Source organism: Microbulbifer sp. ABF4_143 (assembly GCF_056160225.1).
The window spans coordinates 59,329-76,306 of record NZ_JBSWWT010000002.1; the positions used below are offsets into that span (position 1 = coordinate 59,329).

The window sequence follows — 16,978 nt, forward strand, 5'->3', positions numbered from 1 at the left end:
TCAGGTCTCGACCTGGAAAATGTCGCTGTTGTCCCGCACATAGGAGAGGGCGTAGTCCAGCTCACCGGGTGTTTCCGCGTGCAGCTCGAACAGGACCTGGTCCTTTTCCAACCTGTCGCCGAGGGCACAGTGCAGCAACAGACCTGAGGCGGGGGAGGCGGGCGCGCCGGCGAGCTTGGCGGCGCGGGCCAGGCGCCGGTTGTCGATGGCGGCGACGCGGCCGGCCTTTGTACTGCGCACCTCCTGCCGCAGTTTCGCCACCGGCGGCGTGCGCATGCCGCCCTGCGCCGCGCAGATGCGCTGGAATTTCTCCCAAGCGCGACCGCTGGCGAGTGTCTCCTCGGCTGCGGCCCCGCCGCTGCCGGATGCGGCGCTTCCGGCCAGTTCCAGGATCTCTCCGGCAAGGAATACGGCGCGTTCGCGCAGGTCCCGCGGCTGGTCCGCGCTGTTCTGCAGTACCGCGAGCAGGTCGCGGGCTTCCAGTGCCGGGCCTATGCCGCGCCCGACCGGCTGGCTGCCGTCGGTAAACACCGCGCGTACGGACAGCCCGATCTGTTCGCCGGTCCACTGCAGCAGTTGCGCCAGCCGCTCGGCGTCCTCCCGGCTGCGCACCTTGGCCGTGGGGCCGACCGGGATATCGATCAGCACATGGGTGGAACCGGCCGCGGCCTTCTTCGACAGCACCGAGGCCACCAATTGGCTTTCGCTGTCGATATCCAGTGCGCGCTCGACGCGGATCAGTATGTCATCAGCCGGGCTCAGGTCCACCGCCGAACCCCAGACGGCACAGCCGCCCTCGCGCTCCACCACCCGGCGCATTTCCGCCAGCGACAGCCTGACCGGGGCCAGGGTTTCCATGGTGTCGGCGGTGCCCGCCGGGGAGGTGATGGCGCGCGACGAGGTCTTCGGCATCAGCAGCCCGTGGCAGGTGACGATGGCCACAATCAGCGGTGTGGTGCGGTTGCCCGGCAGGCCGCCGACGCAGTGCTTGTCGACGATGATACCCGGCGGCCAGTGCAGCTGTTTGCCCGCATCGACCATGGCGCCGGTCAGGTGCGCGACCTCCTCGCGGCTCATCCGCTCGCCGGTGCAGGCGGTGAGGAAGGCGGAGATTTCCACGTCGGTGTAACGGCCGGCGCAGACATCGGCGATGATGTCGTTGAACTGGGACCGGTTCAGGGGGTGGCCGTAGATCTTGGCGCGCACCGCGCTCATCGACGCCACCGGTGGCGCGTGGGAGAAGCTGGCCAGCTCCCCGTCGGACGCCGCCAGCGCGCGCCAGGCGGATTCCGACAGGCCGAATTCGTCGTGGGCCAGGCGTTCCCCCTCAACCGAGTTGAGGGTGGCGAGAATACTCCGGTCTCCCATCGTAATTTTGATGCGCGCCTGGGCACTGAAACCCTCGGCGCGGCACACGTGGCAGTCCTGGCGCATGTACACCACATGCTCCTGGTGGGTGTCTATGCCGAAGCGGCGGGCCTTCAGCCGGTAATCTCCGCGGTTCATTTTTTCCGGCCCCTTTGCGGCTGAGGTCGTTGCGGTCGGCGGCTGCGGGCGCGCTCCAGCAGCGACAGAAGATCCAGGGCATCGTTGCTGAAGCGCACCTGGCGCATCAGGTTCCAGTTGTCGTGCAGGTGCTTTTGCAGGCAGTCGACGATGGTTTCCAGTGAGACCACATGCCAATGCGGCGGCGGCTGTTCCGGCTCTATGCCGCCGAACGCGATCATGCGCACGATGTGGCCGCGCGCACTGGTTTCCTCGCCGCTGTGCACCAGCTTCTGTGCCAGGGAGTGAGCGTGTTTCGGTTCGCAGCAGCCGAAGCGCATCAATGCCGCGGCCAGCACTTCCGGTCGGCGCGCGGCGGAGTTGAAGCGCGCGCGGCCGCGCTTTACCTCGCCGACGATCATGTCCGGCTGGTCGGTTGGACTGTCCAGCGCCGGGTCCGGCTCGAAGCGCGTGTCGCCGACGATCTTGTCGTGTTTGTGCAGGCGCACCTCGCGCCCGGCACCGGGAAAGCGAAAGGCCAGTACATCCAAGTCGCTGACGGTTGTGATTTCGCCGCGCGACGATTCCAGCAGCGGGTATTCGGTGATACAGAAATAGCCGTTGACCTGCAGGTAGGCACTGACCAGTGCGACGGAGGTATCCACGGCTCAGTCCAGCTCGACGGTTTCGCCCGGGGCGGGGCAGTGGCTGGCCCAGCCCGACTCCGCGCCCAGGTGGTCGGCGAGGGCGGTGCGGCTATCCGCTTCGCCGTGCACGATAAAAGTGCGGCGTGGGGGCGGGGCGCTGTGCAGCCAGCCGGTCAGCTCGCGCTGGTCGGCGTGCGCGGAGAGACCGTCGACCGTCTCGATGCGTGCTTCTACCGGAATATCGGCGCCGAGAATTGGCGCCACGTCTATGCCCCGCTGCAGCTCGGCCCCCAGGGTCTTCTCGGCCTGGTAGCCGACGATCAGCACCGCGTTGCGGGCATCCGCCAGGTAGTGCTTGAGGTGGTGCAGCACGCGCCCGCCGGTCGCCATGCCGCTGGCGGAGACGATGATTTTTGGGCCGCTGTGCGCGGCGATATGCTTTGACTGCTCGACACTGCGCGTGTATTCGGCGATGCCGCACATGGCTTCGCACTGGGCTTCGCTCAAGCGGTGCTCCTGCGCGTGTCGGCAATAGAGGCGGGTGGTGTTGATGGCCATGGGGCTGTCGAGGAATACCGGCACCTGCGGCAGGCGGCCCGCGGCCGTGGCTTGGGCAATTAGGTGCAGTATGCTCTGCGCCCGCCCCACGGCGAAGGCGGGAATCACCAGGGTGCCGCCGCCGGCGATGGTTTCCGCCACCAGCTTTTCCAGCCGCTCTGCCGGGTCTTCCGGTGAGTGCCGCCGCCCGCCGTAGGTGGATTCCACCAGCAGGTAGTCGGCGCCATCGAAGGGTTCAGGGGCGCGCATGACCGGGTCCCGGGGGCGGCCTATGTCCCCGGATACGCAGATTTTCAGTCCGTCGACCTCCAGGTAGACGCTGGCGGCGCCGAGGATATGGCCGGCGGAGCGGAAGTGTGCGCTGATTCCAGGAGCGACGTTAAAAGGCCGGTGCAGGGCGTGCGGCTGCATGGCGGCCAGGGTTGAGTCCACATCTTCCGGTGAGTACAGCGGCGTATCGGCCACAGTTTCCAGACCGTGGCGCTGCAGGTAGCTGTAGTGCTCCTGCTGCAGGTGCGCGGAGTCCGGCAGCAGGATATTGCACAGTTCCAGCGTGCCCGAGGTGGTGTGGATGGGGCCGGTGTAACCGCCGGCGATCAGCGCCGGCAGCATGCCGCTGTGATCGATATGCGCATGGGTCACCAGCACGGCGTCCAGCGATGCGGGCGAAAACGGCAGCGGCGCGGGGGTGTGCGCCGCCGCGTCACCGCCGCCCTGAAAGAGGCCGCAGTCCACCAGCCAGCGCCGCCCGTCGTGTTCAAACAGAAAGCGCGATCCGGTGACCGTATCCGTGGCGCCGAAGAAAGTTAGTTTCACGAGTCCCTCCGATATTCTGATGCCTCTAAGTCCGGGTCGGCGGCCTCGTCGTCCCGCTGCCGCAGTTCCACCGCTTGTGCCAGCTGGGCGGTGAACAGCCGCAGCAGGGCCAGGCCACCTTTCATCGATGACTGGAGTATCTGCTTGTCGTCCCAGTATTCGGTGTGCGGAAACCTGCGCGCTTCGGCTTGCCAGAATTCCCCGATCTGGCAGGCGTCCGCGGTCCAGGGGCGGCCCTTGTCCCCGCGGTTGCGAATGGTCTGTTGGAAAGCGCGATAGTCGGCCTCGTCTGTGGCGTCGCCGCTTGAACCTTGCGTCGCTGTATCCGGGGAATTGTCCCCGCCCGGCTCGCTGGCCCACAGCGCCCGCTCCTGCTGCATGGCCAGCAGGCGCAGCAACCCGAGTCCGGTCTCGATCAGCGCTTGGATTTCCGGGTGCTCGAGCCAGTAATCTGTGGAGGTGTAGCGCGAGATATCCGCCGATTTTTCCCTGAGTTTCTCGTCTGTCTCTTCGCCCCAGACATAGGCCAGGGCCTTGAGTACCTCGCGGCGGAAACGCCGCTCTTCCAGGTCGTCGTTGGTCGGCACCGGGCCGGCGGGGGGAGTTTCTCCGAGCAGGATAAACTCGCCCAACTCGCCCCAGATGCGGTCGAGAATGCGGCGCGGCGTTGCCCGCCGGGCCAGTTCGCGCGCGACTATGGGGCGCGCCTCCTCGGTGAACTTGAAATCCGGGTAGAGCACCAGATCGAGCGCCTCGGCGGTGACCACGGCCTTGGCCTGCAGCATCATCTCCGGCGGCATCACGATGTTGCATTCGGCTGCCGCCAGCAGTATGTCCAGGTAGGTGCGCGCCATACTGCGCTCGAGCAGCGGGGCGCCGTAGAACTGGTCGAGAATAGCGTCGTAGCGCTGGCGAAACTGATCGAGGTCGGCGCCTTTCAGGGAAGAGGCCATCTGCAGCAGGTGATGTGCGGCTCTGTCCCGCTGGCGTCGCTCTATGGCCACCCAGTAACAGAGGAAGCGGTCCTGGGTGCGCGCTGCTATTTTGCCCACCATGCCCACATCCAGGATGACGATGCGGCCGTCGGCCTTGAAAAAGATGTTGCCCGGGTGCAGATCCGCGTGGAAGAACGCATCGGTGACGAGCATCTGCAGCTCTATCTCGGCCAGGCGCCGCGCCAGCCGGTGGCGCTCGTGCGGCTGCAGATTCGGCGTCACCTCTTGCACGCGCATGCCGCTGACCCGTTCCATGGTCAGGCAGCGGCTGGTGGTGTAGTCCCAGTAGATGCTGGGAAAGATCACGTCGTCCTGGCCGGAGAAGTTTCGCCGGAATTCGTCGTAGGTCTCACCTTCCAGGTGGAAGTCCAGCTCCCTGAGGGTCCAGCGGCCGAACTCCTCCACCGCTGCCTCGGGTTTGAGGTTGCGCACCCGCGGGTAGAGGCGCGCCAATTGCCGGGCCAGCCAGCGGAGTATCGCCAGATCCTCCTCGATGACGGCCCGGATCCCGGGGCGCTGGATCTTCACCGCGACCTCGGTGCCGTCGTGCAGCACGGCGAAGTGCACCTGCGACAGGGAGGCCGAGGCAATGGGCTTTTCGTCGAAGGCGCCAAAGCAATCGGCTGGCGGCTTGCCCAGTTCCTCCTCCAGGATCTGTCGCACTTCGGCAAAGGGGAAAGGCGGCACTGTCTCCTGCAATGCCTGCAGCGCCCGGCTGTACTCCTCCGGTATCAGGTCGGGGCGGGTGCTGGCTATCTGCCCCAGCTTGATAAAGGTCGGCCCCAGTTCTATTACCGTGTTCAGCAGTCGCTGCGGCAGCGGCAGGGCGTGCCCGCAGGGGCAGGCCCCTTTTTCCTCTTTGCAGCGACAGGCTTCGGCGATCTCCGCCCGGCATTCCCGCGTCACCAGTGGGGCGAGAGGGGTCTTGTCCACGAACGCCTCGAATCCCTGGTGGAAGAGGATATGGGCTATGCCGCGCAGCCGCCGCAGCGTGCGGCCGCGCGCGGGGACTCCTTCGAGGTCGATGGCCATGTTTACCTCGGTTTCGTGCGGTTGAACTGGCGCTGGCGCGTCCGTCTCTGGTCCCGCCACAGGCGGAAGAACTGGGGGTTGGGTATCGCAGCGGACATCACCTCGGTGACGACCACCGAGGCCTCCTCGAAGGTCAGTACCCTGTCGGGCTTCAGCGTCAGGATCCTGTCGGAATACGGGTGCGGCTGTCCCGTCTCCGTCGGCCAGTCGTGGGCGATGACGCTATCTTGCTCGAACAGGTAGTGTTGATCCTCTGTGGAAAATCCGCCGGCGCGGATGAGCCTGTTGATACCCCTGACCTCCTCCTGGATGTGCCAGGTCTCGTACTCGATATCGATGCCCGGCAGTGTTCCGAACCCGGAAAAAATGGGCAGATACTCCTGGGGGATGTCGACCCAGATAACGTGGTAGCCATGGGTCCCCCCATCCGCGCGCGGAGTCAGGTCGAGCGACGTGCCGATAAATACCTTTGGCCACTCGGCAAACGGTGCCCGCCAGGCGAAGTGCCGGTTGCGTTCGAACTCGGTGACCGTCGCGTAGTGCATCACGTGGCGATCGCCCGGTTTCTCCCAGATCAAAAAGCGCGAGCCGAGCCCGCCCCGGCGGACCCGGTGCCACTCGGCGCCGACGTGAATGGTGCGCGTCCAGTCGGCGTAGCGCGCGAAGCGGCTGAACACGTTGAACACCAGCTCTGGGGACGCCGGGAAGTCCACTTCGCCGTCGGCGTACAGCAGGCGCACCCATTCGCCCTCACTGACGCGCTGGGGCCAGTCGGCTGCCAGGACCCGGTTGTCGGTGAAGAGATAGGCGAGGTCCGGTTCTTTTATCTTTCCCTGTTGAATCAGCTTGTCCAAACCGCGCAGCCGCGCCTCGAGGAAATCCGCCAGGGTCTTTTGATCAAACCCGGACATCGCGGTGAATCCGGCGACCACCGGCAAGTGCTCCTCGCGGGCCTCGAAGTAGAGAGTCTCGGTTACCCGGCTGCCGCCGCCGGACTTGGGGGCGATTTCCAGTTGGGTGCCGATATAGGCGCGGTTCCACTCGCTGAACGGCGCCCGCCAGGCGAAGCGCCGGTTGCACTCCAGCTCGGTCACTTCCCCGAAGTGCGCCAGGTGCCGCGCGCCGGGTTTGTCGTACAGGATGAATCGCGAACCGGGTCCCCCCTCGCGGACGACAAGCCAGTGGCCCGCGCCCTGAACGTCCGGCGCCCACTGTTCGTACTCGGCCCAGCGACTGTACGCGTTAAAGAAAGTGTCGACCTCGGTCGCAACCTCCACCGTTGCAGCCGCGTGCTCTATGCGGACCATCGCCGGATCGATACGGCTGGGCCCGGTCGTATGGGAATGAGCTCCCGAGTGATGGTGCTGATCAGAACCTTTTTTCATCTCCTCGCCAGCCATTTTGAAGACGGTCAGCGGCTGGCGGTGCCGGGCAAGCGCCAGCGCGGAATAAAGCGCGGCGTCACTGCGGCGTAGCGGCGCCAGGTGTCGCCGAAGCGCGCCTCGGTTTCGCGCTCCTCGCGCTTGGCCAGGTGCACGTACATGTAAACCAGTATCGGGTACATCACCAGGGTCAGCAGCGTCGGCCACTGCAGCAGGAAACCGGTCATGATCAGGATAAAGCCCAAGTATTGGGGGTGGCGCAGGTGGCGGTAGATGCCGCCGGTGGCCAGGGTGCCGCTCTGCTGCGCCGCGTACAGCTGGCGCCAGCCGGCCGCGATCAGCCAGAAGCCGGCGCCGATCAGCGCGAAACTCAACAGGTGGAAGGGGCCGAAGTGGGGATTGGCCTCCCAGCCGAACAGCATCTCCAACAGGTGGCCGGCATCGTGGGACAGCCAGTCCACATCCGGGTAGCGGGACTGCAGCCAGCCGGACAGCAGGAAGATGGTCAGCGGGTAGCCGTACATCTCCGCAAAGAGCGCCACCACGAAGGCGCTGAAGGCACCGAAGCTGCGCCAGTCGGTGCGCGTCTGCGGCTTGAAGAAGCTCAGCGCAAAGAGGATAAATACCACCGAGTTGATGATCACCAGCCCCCAAAGGCCGTAGGCCTGTATTTCTCCGTGGCTCACCGCCGGTCCTCCCTGTCGTCCCGCTCCCCGCCGCCGTGGTGGTGCCCATGCCCTCCATGTCCTCCGTGACCACCATGGCCCCCGTGCATAAAGACATGCATCAGCGGGCAGACCAGCAGTATCAGGTAGGGCAGGGCGCCGAGCATGTGCGCGCGGTGCTCCTCCAGCAGCAGGAAAGCGGAAATGGCCGCGAAGGCGAGAAATACCAGCCAGAATTTCCATTGCATAGGCTTACTCTCCAAGTTTTAACGCTGTTGCGTCGGAAACCATCGCTCTGTGGGAGCCAGCCCTGCTGGCGATATGGGGGCTGCCAGCGGAACCTTCTTATTCGCCTGCAGGGCAGGCTCCCACAGGACACTACTTCCGCTCATCACTCCTAAACCTGCACGCGGTTCAGGCGCAGCGAGTTGCCAATCACCGACACCGAGCTGAAGGCCATCGCAGCGGCGGCGATAATCGGTGACAGCAGCAGGCCGAAGGCCGGGTAGAGCACGCCGGCGGCGATGGGCACGCCGGTGGCGTTGTAGGCGAAGGCGAAGAACAGGTTCTGCTTGATATTGCGCAGGGTCGCGTGGGAAAGGCCCCGTGCCCGCGCTATACCGCGCAGGTCGCCCTTGACCAGGGTGACGCCGGCGCTCTCCATGGCCACGTCGGTGCCGGTGCCCATGGCGATGCCCACTTGCGCCTGGGCCAGCGCCGGGGCGTCGTTGATACCGTCGCCGGCCATAGCGACTGTGCGGCCCTCCGCTTGCAGGCGCTTGATGGACTCGGCTTTCTCGTTCGGCAGCACCTCCGCGAACACCTTGTCGATCCCCAGTTTGCGCGCCACCGCCTCGGCGGTGGTGCGGCTGTCGCCGGTGATCATCACTATCTCCACCCCTTCTTGGTGCAGGGCTTCGATGGCCTCCGGCGTCGAGTCCTTGATCGGGTCCGCCACACCCACCAGCCCCGCGGCTTTGCCTTCCACCGCCACGAACATCGCCGTCTGCCCCTCGGCGCGCAGGGACTCGGCAGTTTTCAACATCTCGCCGATATCCACCTGCAGGTCTTCCATCAGCGCCTTGTTGCCGAGTGCCACTGCCTGGCCGTCCACGCTGCCGCGCACGCCCTTGCCGGTGATGGAGTCGAAATCCTCGGTCTTTGCCAGCTCCACATCGCGTTTTTCCGCGCCGCGCACTATGGCGGCGGCCAGCGGGTGCTCACTGCCGCGCTCCAGGGAGCCGGCCAGGCGCAGCAACAGTTGCTCATCGAAGCCCGCCGCCGGCACGACGCTGACCAGCTGCGGCTTGCCCAGGGTCAGGGTGCCGGTCTTGTCCACCACCAATGTGTCCACCTTGCGCAGCAGTTCAATCGCCTCGGCGTTCTTGAACAGCACGCCCAGGCCGGCGCCCTTGCCGGTGGCCACCATGATCGACATGGGCGTGGCCAGGCCCAGGGCGCAGGGGCAGGCGATGATCAGCACCGCCACCGCGTTGATCATTGCGAAGACAAAGCGAGGTTCGGGACCTATGGTGGCCCAGACAACAAAACTGATCAGCGCGATCAGCACCACCGCCGGCACGAAGTAGGAGGCCACTAGGTCCGCTAAGTTCTGGATGGGCGCACGGGAGCGCTGCGCCTCGGCCACCATCTGCACTATCTGCGCCAGCAGGGTTTCGGTGCCGACGCGCTCCGCCTCCATCACCAGGCCGCCGGTGCCGTTGACCGTGGCGCCGATGACCTTTTCCCCTGCGGTCTTCTCCACCGGAATCGGCTCACCGGTGATCATCGACTCGTCGACGCTGGAGCGCCCCTCCAGCACCACGCCATCTATCGGTATCTTTTCGCCGGGGCGCACCCGCAGCTTGTCGCCCGGCTGGACCCGGTCCAGGGGCAGGTCCTCCTCGCTACCGTCCGGGTTTATGCGTCTCGCCGTCTTCGGCGCCAGCCCCAGCAGGGCGCGGATGGCGGCATTGGTCGCGCTGCGCGCCTTCAGTTCCAGCACCTGGCCCAGCAGCACCAGGGTGACGATCACCGCCGCGGCCTCGAAATAGACGCCGACCATGCCGCTCTCCTCGCGGAAGGTCTCGGGAAAAAGATCCGGGAACAGCAGCGCGATCACACTGTAGAAATAGGCCACGGCGACACCCAGCCCGATCAGGGTGAACATGTTCAGCTTGCGGGTAATCACCGAACGCACGCCGCGCACAAAGAAAGGCCAGCCGCCCCAGAGCACCACCGGCGTCGCCAGGATCATTTCAAGCCAGCCACCCACCTTTGGCGAAATCCACTCGTCCAGCGGCAAAAAGGCAAAGTATTTGGACATCGCCAGCAGCACTACGGGCACAGTAAGCAGGGCGCTGATCCAGAAGCGCCGGCGCATATCCGCGAGTTCCGGGTTTTCCTCCTCCGCGAGTGCGCTGCGCGGTTCCAGCGCCATGCCGCAGATGGGACAGTCGCCGGGTTCGCTGCGCACGATTTCCGGGTGCATGGGGCAGACCCATTCGGTGGCAACCGCGGCCGGCGCCTTCGGCTCCAGTGCCATGCCGCATTCCGGGCAGCTGCCGGGTCTGTCCGACTCCACTTGCGGATGCATGGGGCAGGTGTAGACGGCGCCGCCGGCGGATTTACTGTGGGCGTCATCTTGCGGGCGGTGTTTGTGCTGCGGCATAAGGTGCTTTCCCTGACCTGATAGCGCTACTGACGGAAAATGTTGAATATCAGTAATAGTCCAGCCGGAGCCCTTGCTACTCTTTGATATAGATCAAGTGGCGGGCGAAAACGCTTCGCTATTTTTGTTGCACCGATTTCCTTTACCTGTGGAGACTGAAAGTGCAAGTCGAGACCCTGAGGGATGTGCTGGTGTGGACCCGCGAGTTTCACAAGAATTTATCCGCCTGCCTGCAGCACTGTGCGGGCAGGAACGAGAATGCCCGCTCCAAAATGCTGCTCGAATACCTGGCGCGGCACGAGCAGGACCTTTCGCAGACAGTTGCCGGCTTCGTGGAAACTGCCGAAACCAGGGCGCTGAACACCTGGTGTTACGACTTTCTGGAAAAGCATCCCATTTTGCACAGCGCGCAGTGCGACGCGCCTTTCCAGGATCTCGAACCGGATGACATCATGGCCGTCGTCACTGACCAGCAGGAGCAGGTGATCGATCTGTACCGCTACCTCCACGACAGGGCAGACATCGAGGCCACTCGGGAGCTGATGGAAGAGCTGCAGTCGCTGGAGGAGCAGGAGACCAAGCAGATGGTCCAGGGTGCCAACCGGATGCAGGAAATGTAATTCGCTTCATTAAACAGAGAGACTCGCAATGAAACTGCACGCGTGTAAATTCGGCATCGCCGCAGCGCTCAGCTTTGCCATCGCTTGGCTGCTGTGCAGCCTGCTGGTGATGTTACTCCCGGGCATGACGATGGGTCTGTCTGGCGACATGCTGCATATGGACATTTCCCAGATGGGTTGGCACCTCACGGTCAAGGGTGTGTTCATCGGTATGATTGCCTGGGCGGTGGTTGCCGGCTTTATCGGCTGGCTGCTGGCCTGGATCTACAACCGCCTGGTTTAGGTGTTGGCGGCTGTGGCGGCTAGACAATTGCAGGATCCTGTCTGCGGCATGATGGTGGCAGAGGACTCCTTTCCCCTCGAGCATCTGCACATCCACTACGCCTTCTGCTCCGAGCAGTGCCGGGAACGCTTTCGCCGCTACCCGCACCTGTTTGTCGGTGACCCGGCGCACGGCCCGTCGGAAAAACAGAAGGGCAGGGTAGAGCGCAAAGCGCACCGGATTAAACTGGTTGCCGCGGTGGAGGGGACTAAACGGGAGAGCCTGAGAAATGCCGTCGAGTCGCTGATGGGTGTTGAGACGGTGGATGTCGGCGGCGATCAGGTGCTGGTGGTCTACGATCTGGTGCAGGTTTCGCTGAACGATATCGAAGATGCCATCATTGCCGAGATCGGCGGTATACGCGAAGGGGTGACGGATAAAATCCGCCGTGCATTTATCCACTACAGCGAAGAGTGCGAGCTGGAAAATCTCGCGCATCTCTCCGGCCACCACCACCATTGAGAAACACCGTCCCGCAATCCGCCACCAGGCAACACCGGCCCTCAATGAGGCTAACCCTCCCTTGCCTGTGAAGCCGGGCGCGCGCCGGTCTTGGCGCATGAAAGCTAACGAATTCTAACGAGATGCGATGTCCTATTTTATTCTGCCGGTAGTGGCACTGGCGGTAGTGGCCATGTTGTTCCGCCCGGCGTTGCGCAACTTGCCGCTGTGGCGCGCCACGCTAACACCGCTCGCATCCATTATCGGCAGTGGCTTCCTTATTTCCGGACCCCTGCTTACCCATATCGTGGAAGTCTGGGCGCCGCTGGCAATGCTCAGCATTCTGCTGGCGGCCTTCGCCATCGGCGCCGTCATCCGATTCAATATCATCTATGCAGAGCCGCTGCTGGCAGGGAGAGATCGTCCGACTGCTGCAATAGCGCTCCAGCGCATATCGGATCTGGCGCTCGGCTTTGCCTATATCGTATCGGTGGCTTTCTACCTGCGCCTGTTGGCGTCTTTCGTTGCACGAATTGGCAGCTTCCGCGACGCTGCGATCGAGAATGCGCTGACCACAGCCGTGCTGTTATTTATCGCCGCAGTCGGTTGGTTGCGCGGTCTAGCTGGGCTGGAAAAAATGGAAGAGGCGGCGGTGGTGGTCAAGCTCGGCATTATTGCGGCGCTGCTTTTGGGGCTGGCCGAATTCGACATGTATTGGCTCGCTGCCGATGAAGCGCTTGTGATTCCGGGTGTTGACCTTTCCGGAGTGGAGCGTCTGCGACTGCTGGCGGGGTTGCTGTTGATTGTGCAGGGCTTCGAGACCTCGCGTTATCTGGGCAAGGCCTATGACCAACCCACGCGTGTAAGGTCGATGCGGAATGCCCAGCTGATTGCCTGTGCCGTCTACCTGCTTTTTGTGATGCTGGGTTTGCCTCTCTTATTGGTGTTTCACGGCATCGCGGATGAGACGGCGATTATCACCCTGGCAGAAAGAGTCGCGGCAATACTGCCCGCGATGATTGTCGTGGCCGCGGTGATGAGCCAGTTCAGCGCCGCGGTGGCCGATACCGCCGGGGGAGGGGGGCTGTTCAACGAGGTTTCCGGCGGCAGAATCCCGCCCCGGATGGGCTACCTGTGCCTCGTCACTGCGGCGATCGTCCTGGTGTGGAGCGCAAATGTGTTCGAAATCATCACCTTGGCATCGCGCATCTTCGCGCTCTATTACCTGCTGCAGTGCCTGGTGGCGATAGCCGTATGTGTTACGGAAGGTTCAGCAGGATCGAAGCGCCACCTGCTGATTCCGGCTATTTCAGCAATGGCCATCTTGTTGGCGCTCGTCGTTATTTTCGCTATTCCTGTGGCGTGAATCTAATAATCGCGAGGCTAACCTGAATGTTGCACCGCGCCGCGCAGCTTGTGCTCTAAAATTTTTCAGTCAAGCCACTTTCCCGAATTATTCCCGGGTTACAGTTTTCTAGCCACCACCGCTGGCCGCACCGTCCCCTGGTCTCTGCACTGAGCGCGCAGATCTCGATGCAATCATCGCGGCCCGCGATGCAATATCCGGGCTAGGGTGAAATAAATATTCGCATTTGCGGTTTTGTTTCAAGGCTCTCTGGCTCTTACCGCAGTGTGCGAATGCTGTTGCGTAAAACCGGCGTCTAGATAGTCCAGTGTCCTTTTCCTTGAGAGGTGAGTTTCTACTACTTTATGCGGTGGTTGTTAATAGATATGGGTGTCATTTCTGTTTTAAGCCATTCATATGCCTCCGGATGAATGGCGCAGGTCGAAGCTAAGGCCGGTCATATCCTGTGTTACCTGAAATCAACTGCTAAAGGATCTCAGATGAAGAGATCAAGAACTTTATATTGTCTCTCCGGCCTCCTTTTTGCTCAGACTTTGCTCAGACAGCGTTGGCACAGTGGTCGCTGGGGGAAAATGGTTTCGAAGATTTCGGATACGGGCGCTTCATGCTTGTCGGTTATGGCAACGCTATGTACGAAGATGCAGATCTCGCGGACAACGGCGTGTTCACAACTAACTTCGTGCCCATTTTCCTGTTCAATCTGAGTGACAAGCTGCATGTGGAGGCGGAGACGGAGTTCAGTCTCAACGATCTGGGGGAGACCGAGGTAGAACTTGAGTACGCCAACGCGCATTATTTTCTGACGAACACGACCACACTGACGGCGGGGAAGTTTCTGCTGCCCTTCGGCCAGTTCAGTGCCAACTTTCACCCGAGCTGGATTAATCGCTCACCCTGGACTCCGGGAATCTACGGTCCTCACGACGGCAACCAGGCCATGGAGCCGCTGCTGCCGGTATTGAGCGATGTGGGCCTGGCCCTGCAGCAGGTGATTCCGCTCTGTCCCGACAGAAAGGTATTTATCGATCTGTATGTCAGCAACGGAGCCCGGGAAGAATTAGAGGAGAACGGCGTGGACCCGGATGCGCCGGACGAAACGCTGGACGAAGAGTTGCACGAAGAGTTACATAGCATAGAGCCCGAGGTGGAATTCGAGGCGGCGAGCGTCGACAACAACAATAACAAGGCAGTCGGTGGGCGCCTGGCCGTCGCGTTTTTGCCACCGCTGGAAATAGGGGCGTCCTACTACAAGGCCAAATACGACGACGAGGGCGATTTCGAAGTGATCGCCAAGGGGCTGGATCTCAACTGGGTGGGCCGGCACTTCATAGTCCGCGGCGAATATATTCGCAAGGAAACCGAGGGCCTGGAGGAGATCGAAGAAGACGTATTCCGTGAACATACCTTTAAGCGCAATGGCTGGTATCTGCAGGGCACCCTGCAGCTCGGACGAATCTGGCCGGTCCTCGGCGGCACCGAGTTTCTCCTCGAACGCTCCGTTACCAGCAAGCTGGATAAGGCGCACCGCTGGGTCTACGGATTCAACTATTGGCTCGACCCCCGCACGGTGATCAAGCTCGCCTATGAGGATACCGATGTCAAAGACGGGGAAGACGACAACCGCGTTGCCCTGCAATTCAGCTACGCATTTTGAGAGGCAGAGCCATGAAAATTCCACACACTGCTTCCGCGCGCCGCCTCCTGTTCATGCTGGTGATTTCCTCCTCTTCTTTTGCAGGCGGGGACGGATTTCCGGCGAGTGGCGCCGAGGTCATCAACAACAACTGCTCGCGCTGTCACAATGCGCGGCCGGTGCAGGAGTTCAGCCTGGAGGACTGGTCGGTGATAATGCCGCATATGCGCGAGAGGGCCCATCTGACCGGCGAGGAAACGCGGGCGGTTATGGACTATTTCCGGACGCTGAGCCGGCGGCCGCCGGTCGCGGCCACTCCGGTGCCGTCGAAAACGGCGAGCGGCAAGGAGTTAATGGTCCGCTACGGTTGCCTGGGGTGCCACAGCCTGGGCGGCCAGGGCGGCAGCGCCGGTCCCGCATTGGATGGTGTGGTCCAGCGACGGGGAGCGGACTTCGTCAAGAAAAAACTTGCGAATCCCCAATTCGACAATCCGCAATCGACTATGCCGCGAGCGCCGCTCTCGGGAGCGGAGATCCAGGCAATCGTCGACTATCTCGCTAGAAAGTAGCGGGTGAAGCGGACAGCCTTTTTAAAACTCTGCATTACCTGGTAAAGGCCTCTATAGCCGAACCACAGGTGTTTAAATCGGGTACTGCTGCTGCAGTACCCGATTGCTGTTGGCGGATCAATAAGCCAGGTAGACGTAGTGCACTGTGGCGCTGCCGTCGGCTTGAGTTTCTATCCAAACTTCCATGTGGTCTGTCTTATGCACCCGGTGGCCCAAGCCGAAGTTCCGGCTATTGCCCACCGCGCTGCTGGCGCTGCCCGTAGCGTAGCTGTTGTAGCCATCCGCGTGGTCATACATGGCCATCAGCGTGTCGTAGTCGTGCTGATTGGGCCACTGACTGTTGGGGTCGGAGGAATAGTCCATGCAAGTCTGCTGGCTGGAGCCGTCCTCACTGGTGTGGTCCAGACCCAGCACATGACCGATCTCCTGGCACATCACGTGGTTTTTTTCTGCCGGGTCTTCCCAATACGAGGAATAGGAGTCGTTCATCTTGGCAGTGCCCTGGGTGATGTGGCTGTTGCTGTCGATGTTTATGCTGGCGAGACCCAGCCAGCCATTAAATCCGTAACTGGCATTGCAGACGCGCATCTGCCCCGAAACCATCTTGCACTGCTTGCGCGCTCTCCTGGAATCATCTGCGGAAGTAATCGCCATATTGAACACATCGGAAATGTTCCACATGTTCAGTGAATCGTTCAGTTCGTTGTCCCAGAATGCGGTGGTGCTGTCGACTACCTGCAGGGGAATGGGTGTGCTGGTGGACATTCTGGCCCAGTGGTAGTCATTCCAGGAATTGTTTGCCTGGGAGATGGAAGGGATTGCCACGCACGCAGCAAAGGAAATGGCCCAAGCGATACGGCTGACAGCATTTGTTGGAAGATTCATGACTTCTCCATTGATGTCTGTTTATTAGGGTTTTGTACATCAGGAGATTGATATGCTTCGACGACTACGGGTTTCCGTTATTATCAATCGCCGCGATTTATCACATGGAGTTCGCACGGGCGTCAATTGCCGGCTTTGCAATTTGTGGCTTCGTTTTGATGGCTGGCGTTTTTCTCAACCAGTGCCCTCGGCAGAAAATGCAGGAAATTTATGAATGGCGGGATGAAAAAATTTCCTGGGGAAGATTTGGCGGGTTGGCGTACGGTATCGCCGGGATAAATATTTCGGTATCTGCTCTTTTGGGAGTTCGGTGATGCTTTTTCTTGGCAGTCTTTCGTTTTTTCGAAATATTTATCCCGATTTGTTGATGTGAATACGAGCGCGGCCGGCGCGACTACTTATTCGACCAGTGCACGTGCACGATTTTCCACTCACCGCCGCTGCGTTTTAGCACAAGGGTTTCCATGCTTTGCAGATCCAGCGCCTTGTCCTTGTAGTCCCCCTGCAATCGCGAGCGGCCGTAGGCGTAAGCCAGGTCGCCGACCTCTCGCACCTGCAGCTCCTGCTGGTTGATCTTCATCTGCTGCAGAAAGGCGATATCCGCGGGCAGGTGGTGGCCGGCATACTCCTGTGCAGAACGCTCGACACCGCCGCCCTCGAAAATTACCACCGCGTCCGCAAGCGCATTTAACACGGATTGCTGATCACCCTCGCGCAGCGCGCGGTGGAACATCTGTACGGCTTTGCCGGCGCCCGTTTCCAGCCCGGAAAACATTTCCGGGTCCCTTTCTTGATGCGGCTTGTCGCCGTGTGCCATGGCCAGCGAGGCGGCGCTGAGCAGGATGCTGAGCCCTAATGCGTGAATGGCCTTGAACAGTTTTTGCATTGTTA

The 16,978-nt window shown here is 62.0% G+C and carries 17 protein-coding genes; 7 read left to right on the plus strand and 10 right to left on the minus strand.

Features of this window, described 5'->3' with window-relative positions:
• The 8 genes from ACXAF3_RS02010 to ACXAF3_RS02045 all read right to left on the minus strand — a co-directional run bounded on the left by ACXAF3_RS02010 (window position 1) and on the right by ACXAF3_RS02045 (window position 10,251).
• A complete protein-coding gene (locus tag ACXAF3_RS02010; RefSeq protein ID WP_323844322.1) occupies window positions 1-1,506 on the minus strand; it encodes a thymidine phosphorylase family protein in 1,506 nt (501 codons plus the stop codon).
• Complete coding sequence (locus tag ACXAF3_RS02015; protein ID WP_323844321.1) at window positions 1,503-2,150, minus strand: hypothetical protein; 648 nt, start codon at window positions 2,148-2,150, stop codon at window positions 1,503-1,505. Before ACXAF3_RS02015 ends, ACXAF3_RS02010 begins: the two co-directional genes overlap by 4 nt.
• Window positions 2,151-2,153: 3 nt before the next feature.
• Window positions 2,154-3,506: an MBL fold metallo-hydrolase RNA specificity domain-containing protein gene (locus ACXAF3_RS02020; protein WP_475110624.1), complete on the minus strand. Its 1,353-nt coding sequence runs from the start codon at window positions 3,504-3,506 to the stop codon at window positions 2,154-2,156.
• Complete coding sequence (locus ACXAF3_RS02025; RefSeq protein WP_475110625.1) at window positions 3,503-5,533, minus strand: ABC1 kinase family protein; 2,031 nt, start codon at window positions 5,531-5,533, stop codon at window positions 3,503-3,505. Before ACXAF3_RS02025 ends, ACXAF3_RS02020 begins: the two co-directional genes overlap by 4 nt.
• Window positions 5,534-5,535: 2 nt before the next feature.
• Window positions 5,536-6,840, minus strand: a complete 1,305-nt coding sequence (locus ACXAF3_RS02030) for an SRPBCC family protein (RefSeq protein WP_475110626.1) — start codon at window positions 6,838-6,840, stop codon at window positions 5,536-5,538.
• Window positions 6,841-6,944: 104 nt separating this feature from the next.
• Window positions 6,945-7,601, minus strand: a complete 657-nt coding sequence (locus tag ACXAF3_RS02035; RefSeq protein ID WP_323844317.1) for a methyltransferase family protein — start codon at window positions 7,599-7,601, stop codon at window positions 6,945-6,947.
• Window positions 7,598-7,828, minus strand: a complete 231-nt coding sequence (locus ACXAF3_RS02040; RefSeq protein WP_323844316.1) for a DUF2933 domain-containing protein — start codon at window positions 7,826-7,828, stop codon at window positions 7,598-7,600. Before ACXAF3_RS02040 ends, ACXAF3_RS02035 begins: the two co-directional genes overlap by 4 nt.
• A 149-nt stretch (window positions 7,829-7,977) precedes the next feature.
• Window positions 7,978-10,251, minus strand: coding sequence for a copper-transporting P-type ATPase (locus ACXAF3_RS02045; RefSeq protein ID WP_475110627.1), 2,274 nt, complete (start codon window positions 10,249-10,251; stop codon window positions 7,978-7,980).
• A gap of 161 nt (window positions 10,252-10,412) precedes the next feature.
• On the opposite strand from ACXAF3_RS02045, the gene ACXAF3_RS02050 reads away from it, so the two are divergent.
• The 6 genes from ACXAF3_RS02050 to ACXAF3_RS02075 all read left to right on the plus strand — a co-directional run bounded on the left by ACXAF3_RS02050 (window position 10,413) and on the right by ACXAF3_RS02075 (window position 15,202).
• Window positions 10,413-10,871, plus strand: coding sequence for an ATPase (locus tag ACXAF3_RS02050; protein ID WP_475110628.1), 459 nt, complete (start codon window positions 10,413-10,415; stop codon window positions 10,869-10,871).
• Window positions 10,872-10,899: 28 nt separating this feature from the next.
• On the plus strand, window positions 10,900-11,154 hold the full coding sequence (locus ACXAF3_RS02055; RefSeq protein ID WP_323844313.1) for a DUF5676 family membrane protein: 255 nt from the start codon (window positions 10,900-10,902) through the stop codon (window positions 11,152-11,154).
• Window positions 11,155-11,166: 12 nt separating this feature from the next.
• Entirely contained in the window at window positions 11,167-11,655 is a 489-nt protein-coding gene (locus ACXAF3_RS02060) for a hypothetical protein (RefSeq protein WP_475110629.1), read from the plus strand.
• Window positions 11,656-11,782: 127 nt separating this feature from the next.
• Entirely contained in the window at window positions 11,783-13,000 is a 1,218-nt protein-coding gene (locus ACXAF3_RS02065; RefSeq protein ID WP_475110630.1) for a hypothetical protein, read from the plus strand.
• Between the two features lie 628 nt (window positions 13,001-13,628).
• Window positions 13,629-14,654: a porin gene (locus ACXAF3_RS02070; protein WP_475110631.1), complete on the plus strand. Its 1,026-nt coding sequence runs from the start codon at window positions 13,629-13,631 to the stop codon at window positions 14,652-14,654.
• A gap of 11 nt (window positions 14,655-14,665) precedes the next feature.
• Complete coding sequence (locus ACXAF3_RS02075; protein WP_475110632.1) at window positions 14,666-15,202, plus strand: c-type cytochrome; 537 nt, start codon at window positions 14,666-14,668, stop codon at window positions 15,200-15,202.
• 117 nt (window positions 15,203-15,319) lie between these two features.
• Here ACXAF3_RS02075 and ACXAF3_RS02080 read toward each other — a convergent pair whose 3' ends face one another.
• A complete protein-coding gene (locus ACXAF3_RS02080) occupies window positions 15,320-16,027 on the minus strand; it encodes a zinc metalloprotease (RefSeq protein WP_475110633.1) in 708 nt (235 codons plus the stop codon).
• Window positions 16,028-16,191: 164 nt separating this feature from the next.
• Here ACXAF3_RS02080 and ACXAF3_RS02085 point away from each other — a divergent pair, with 164 nt between their 5' ends.
• Window positions 16,192-16,401, plus strand: coding sequence for a hypothetical protein (locus ACXAF3_RS02085; RefSeq protein ID WP_323844307.1), 210 nt, complete (start codon window positions 16,192-16,194; stop codon window positions 16,399-16,401).
• A gap of 80 nt (window positions 16,402-16,481) precedes the next feature.
• Here the strand turns inward: ACXAF3_RS02085 and ACXAF3_RS02090 are convergent, their stop codons facing one another.
• Complete coding sequence (locus ACXAF3_RS02090) at window positions 16,482-16,973, minus strand: YybH family protein (protein ID WP_475110634.1); 492 nt, start codon at window positions 16,971-16,973, stop codon at window positions 16,482-16,484.
• Window positions 16,974-16,978: the final 5 nt, after the last annotated feature.

Excerpts from the sequence above, each read along its gene's own strand:
- ACXAF3_RS02010 (WP_323844322.1), bottom strand. The coding sequence starts at position 1,506 with ATGAACCGCGGAGATTACCGGCTGAAGGCCCGCCGCTTCGGCATAGAC.
- ACXAF3_RS02025 (WP_475110625.1), bottom strand. The coding sequence starts at position 5,533 with ATGGCCATCGACCTCGAAGGAGTCCCCGCGCGCGGCCGCACGCTGCGG.
- ACXAF3_RS02030 (WP_475110626.1), bottom strand. The coding sequence starts at position 6,840 with ATGGTCCGCATAGAGCACGCGGCTGCAACGGTGGAGGTTGCGACCGAG.
- ACXAF3_RS02040 (WP_323844316.1), bottom strand. The coding sequence starts at position 7,828 with ATGCAATGGAAATTCTGGCTGGTATTTCTCGCCTTCGCGGCCATTTCC.
- ACXAF3_RS02045 (WP_475110627.1), bottom strand. The coding sequence starts at position 10,251 with ATGCCGCAGCACAAACACCGCCCGCAAGATGACGCCCACAGTAAATCC.
- ACXAF3_RS02055 (WP_323844313.1), top strand. The coding sequence starts at position 10,900 with ATGAAACTGCACGCGTGTAAATTCGGCATCGCCGCAGCGCTCAGCTTT.
- ACXAF3_RS02065 (WP_475110630.1), top strand. The coding sequence starts at position 11,783 with ATGTCCTATTTTATTCTGCCGGTAGTGGCACTGGCGGTAGTGGCCATG.
- ACXAF3_RS02070 (WP_475110631.1), top strand. The coding sequence starts at position 13,629 with ATGTACGAAGATGCAGATCTCGCGGACAACGGCGTGTTCACAACTAAC.
- ACXAF3_RS02075 (WP_475110632.1), top strand. The coding sequence starts at position 14,666 with ATGAAAATTCCACACACTGCTTCCGCGCGCCGCCTCCTGTTCATGCTG.
- ACXAF3_RS02085 (WP_323844307.1), top strand. The coding sequence starts at position 16,192 with ATGGAGTTCGCACGGGCGTCAATTGCCGGCTTTGCAATTTGTGGCTTC.
- ACXAF3_RS02090 (WP_475110634.1), bottom strand. The coding sequence starts at position 16,973 with ATGCAAAAACTGTTCAAGGCCATTCACGCATTAGGGCTCAGCATCCTG.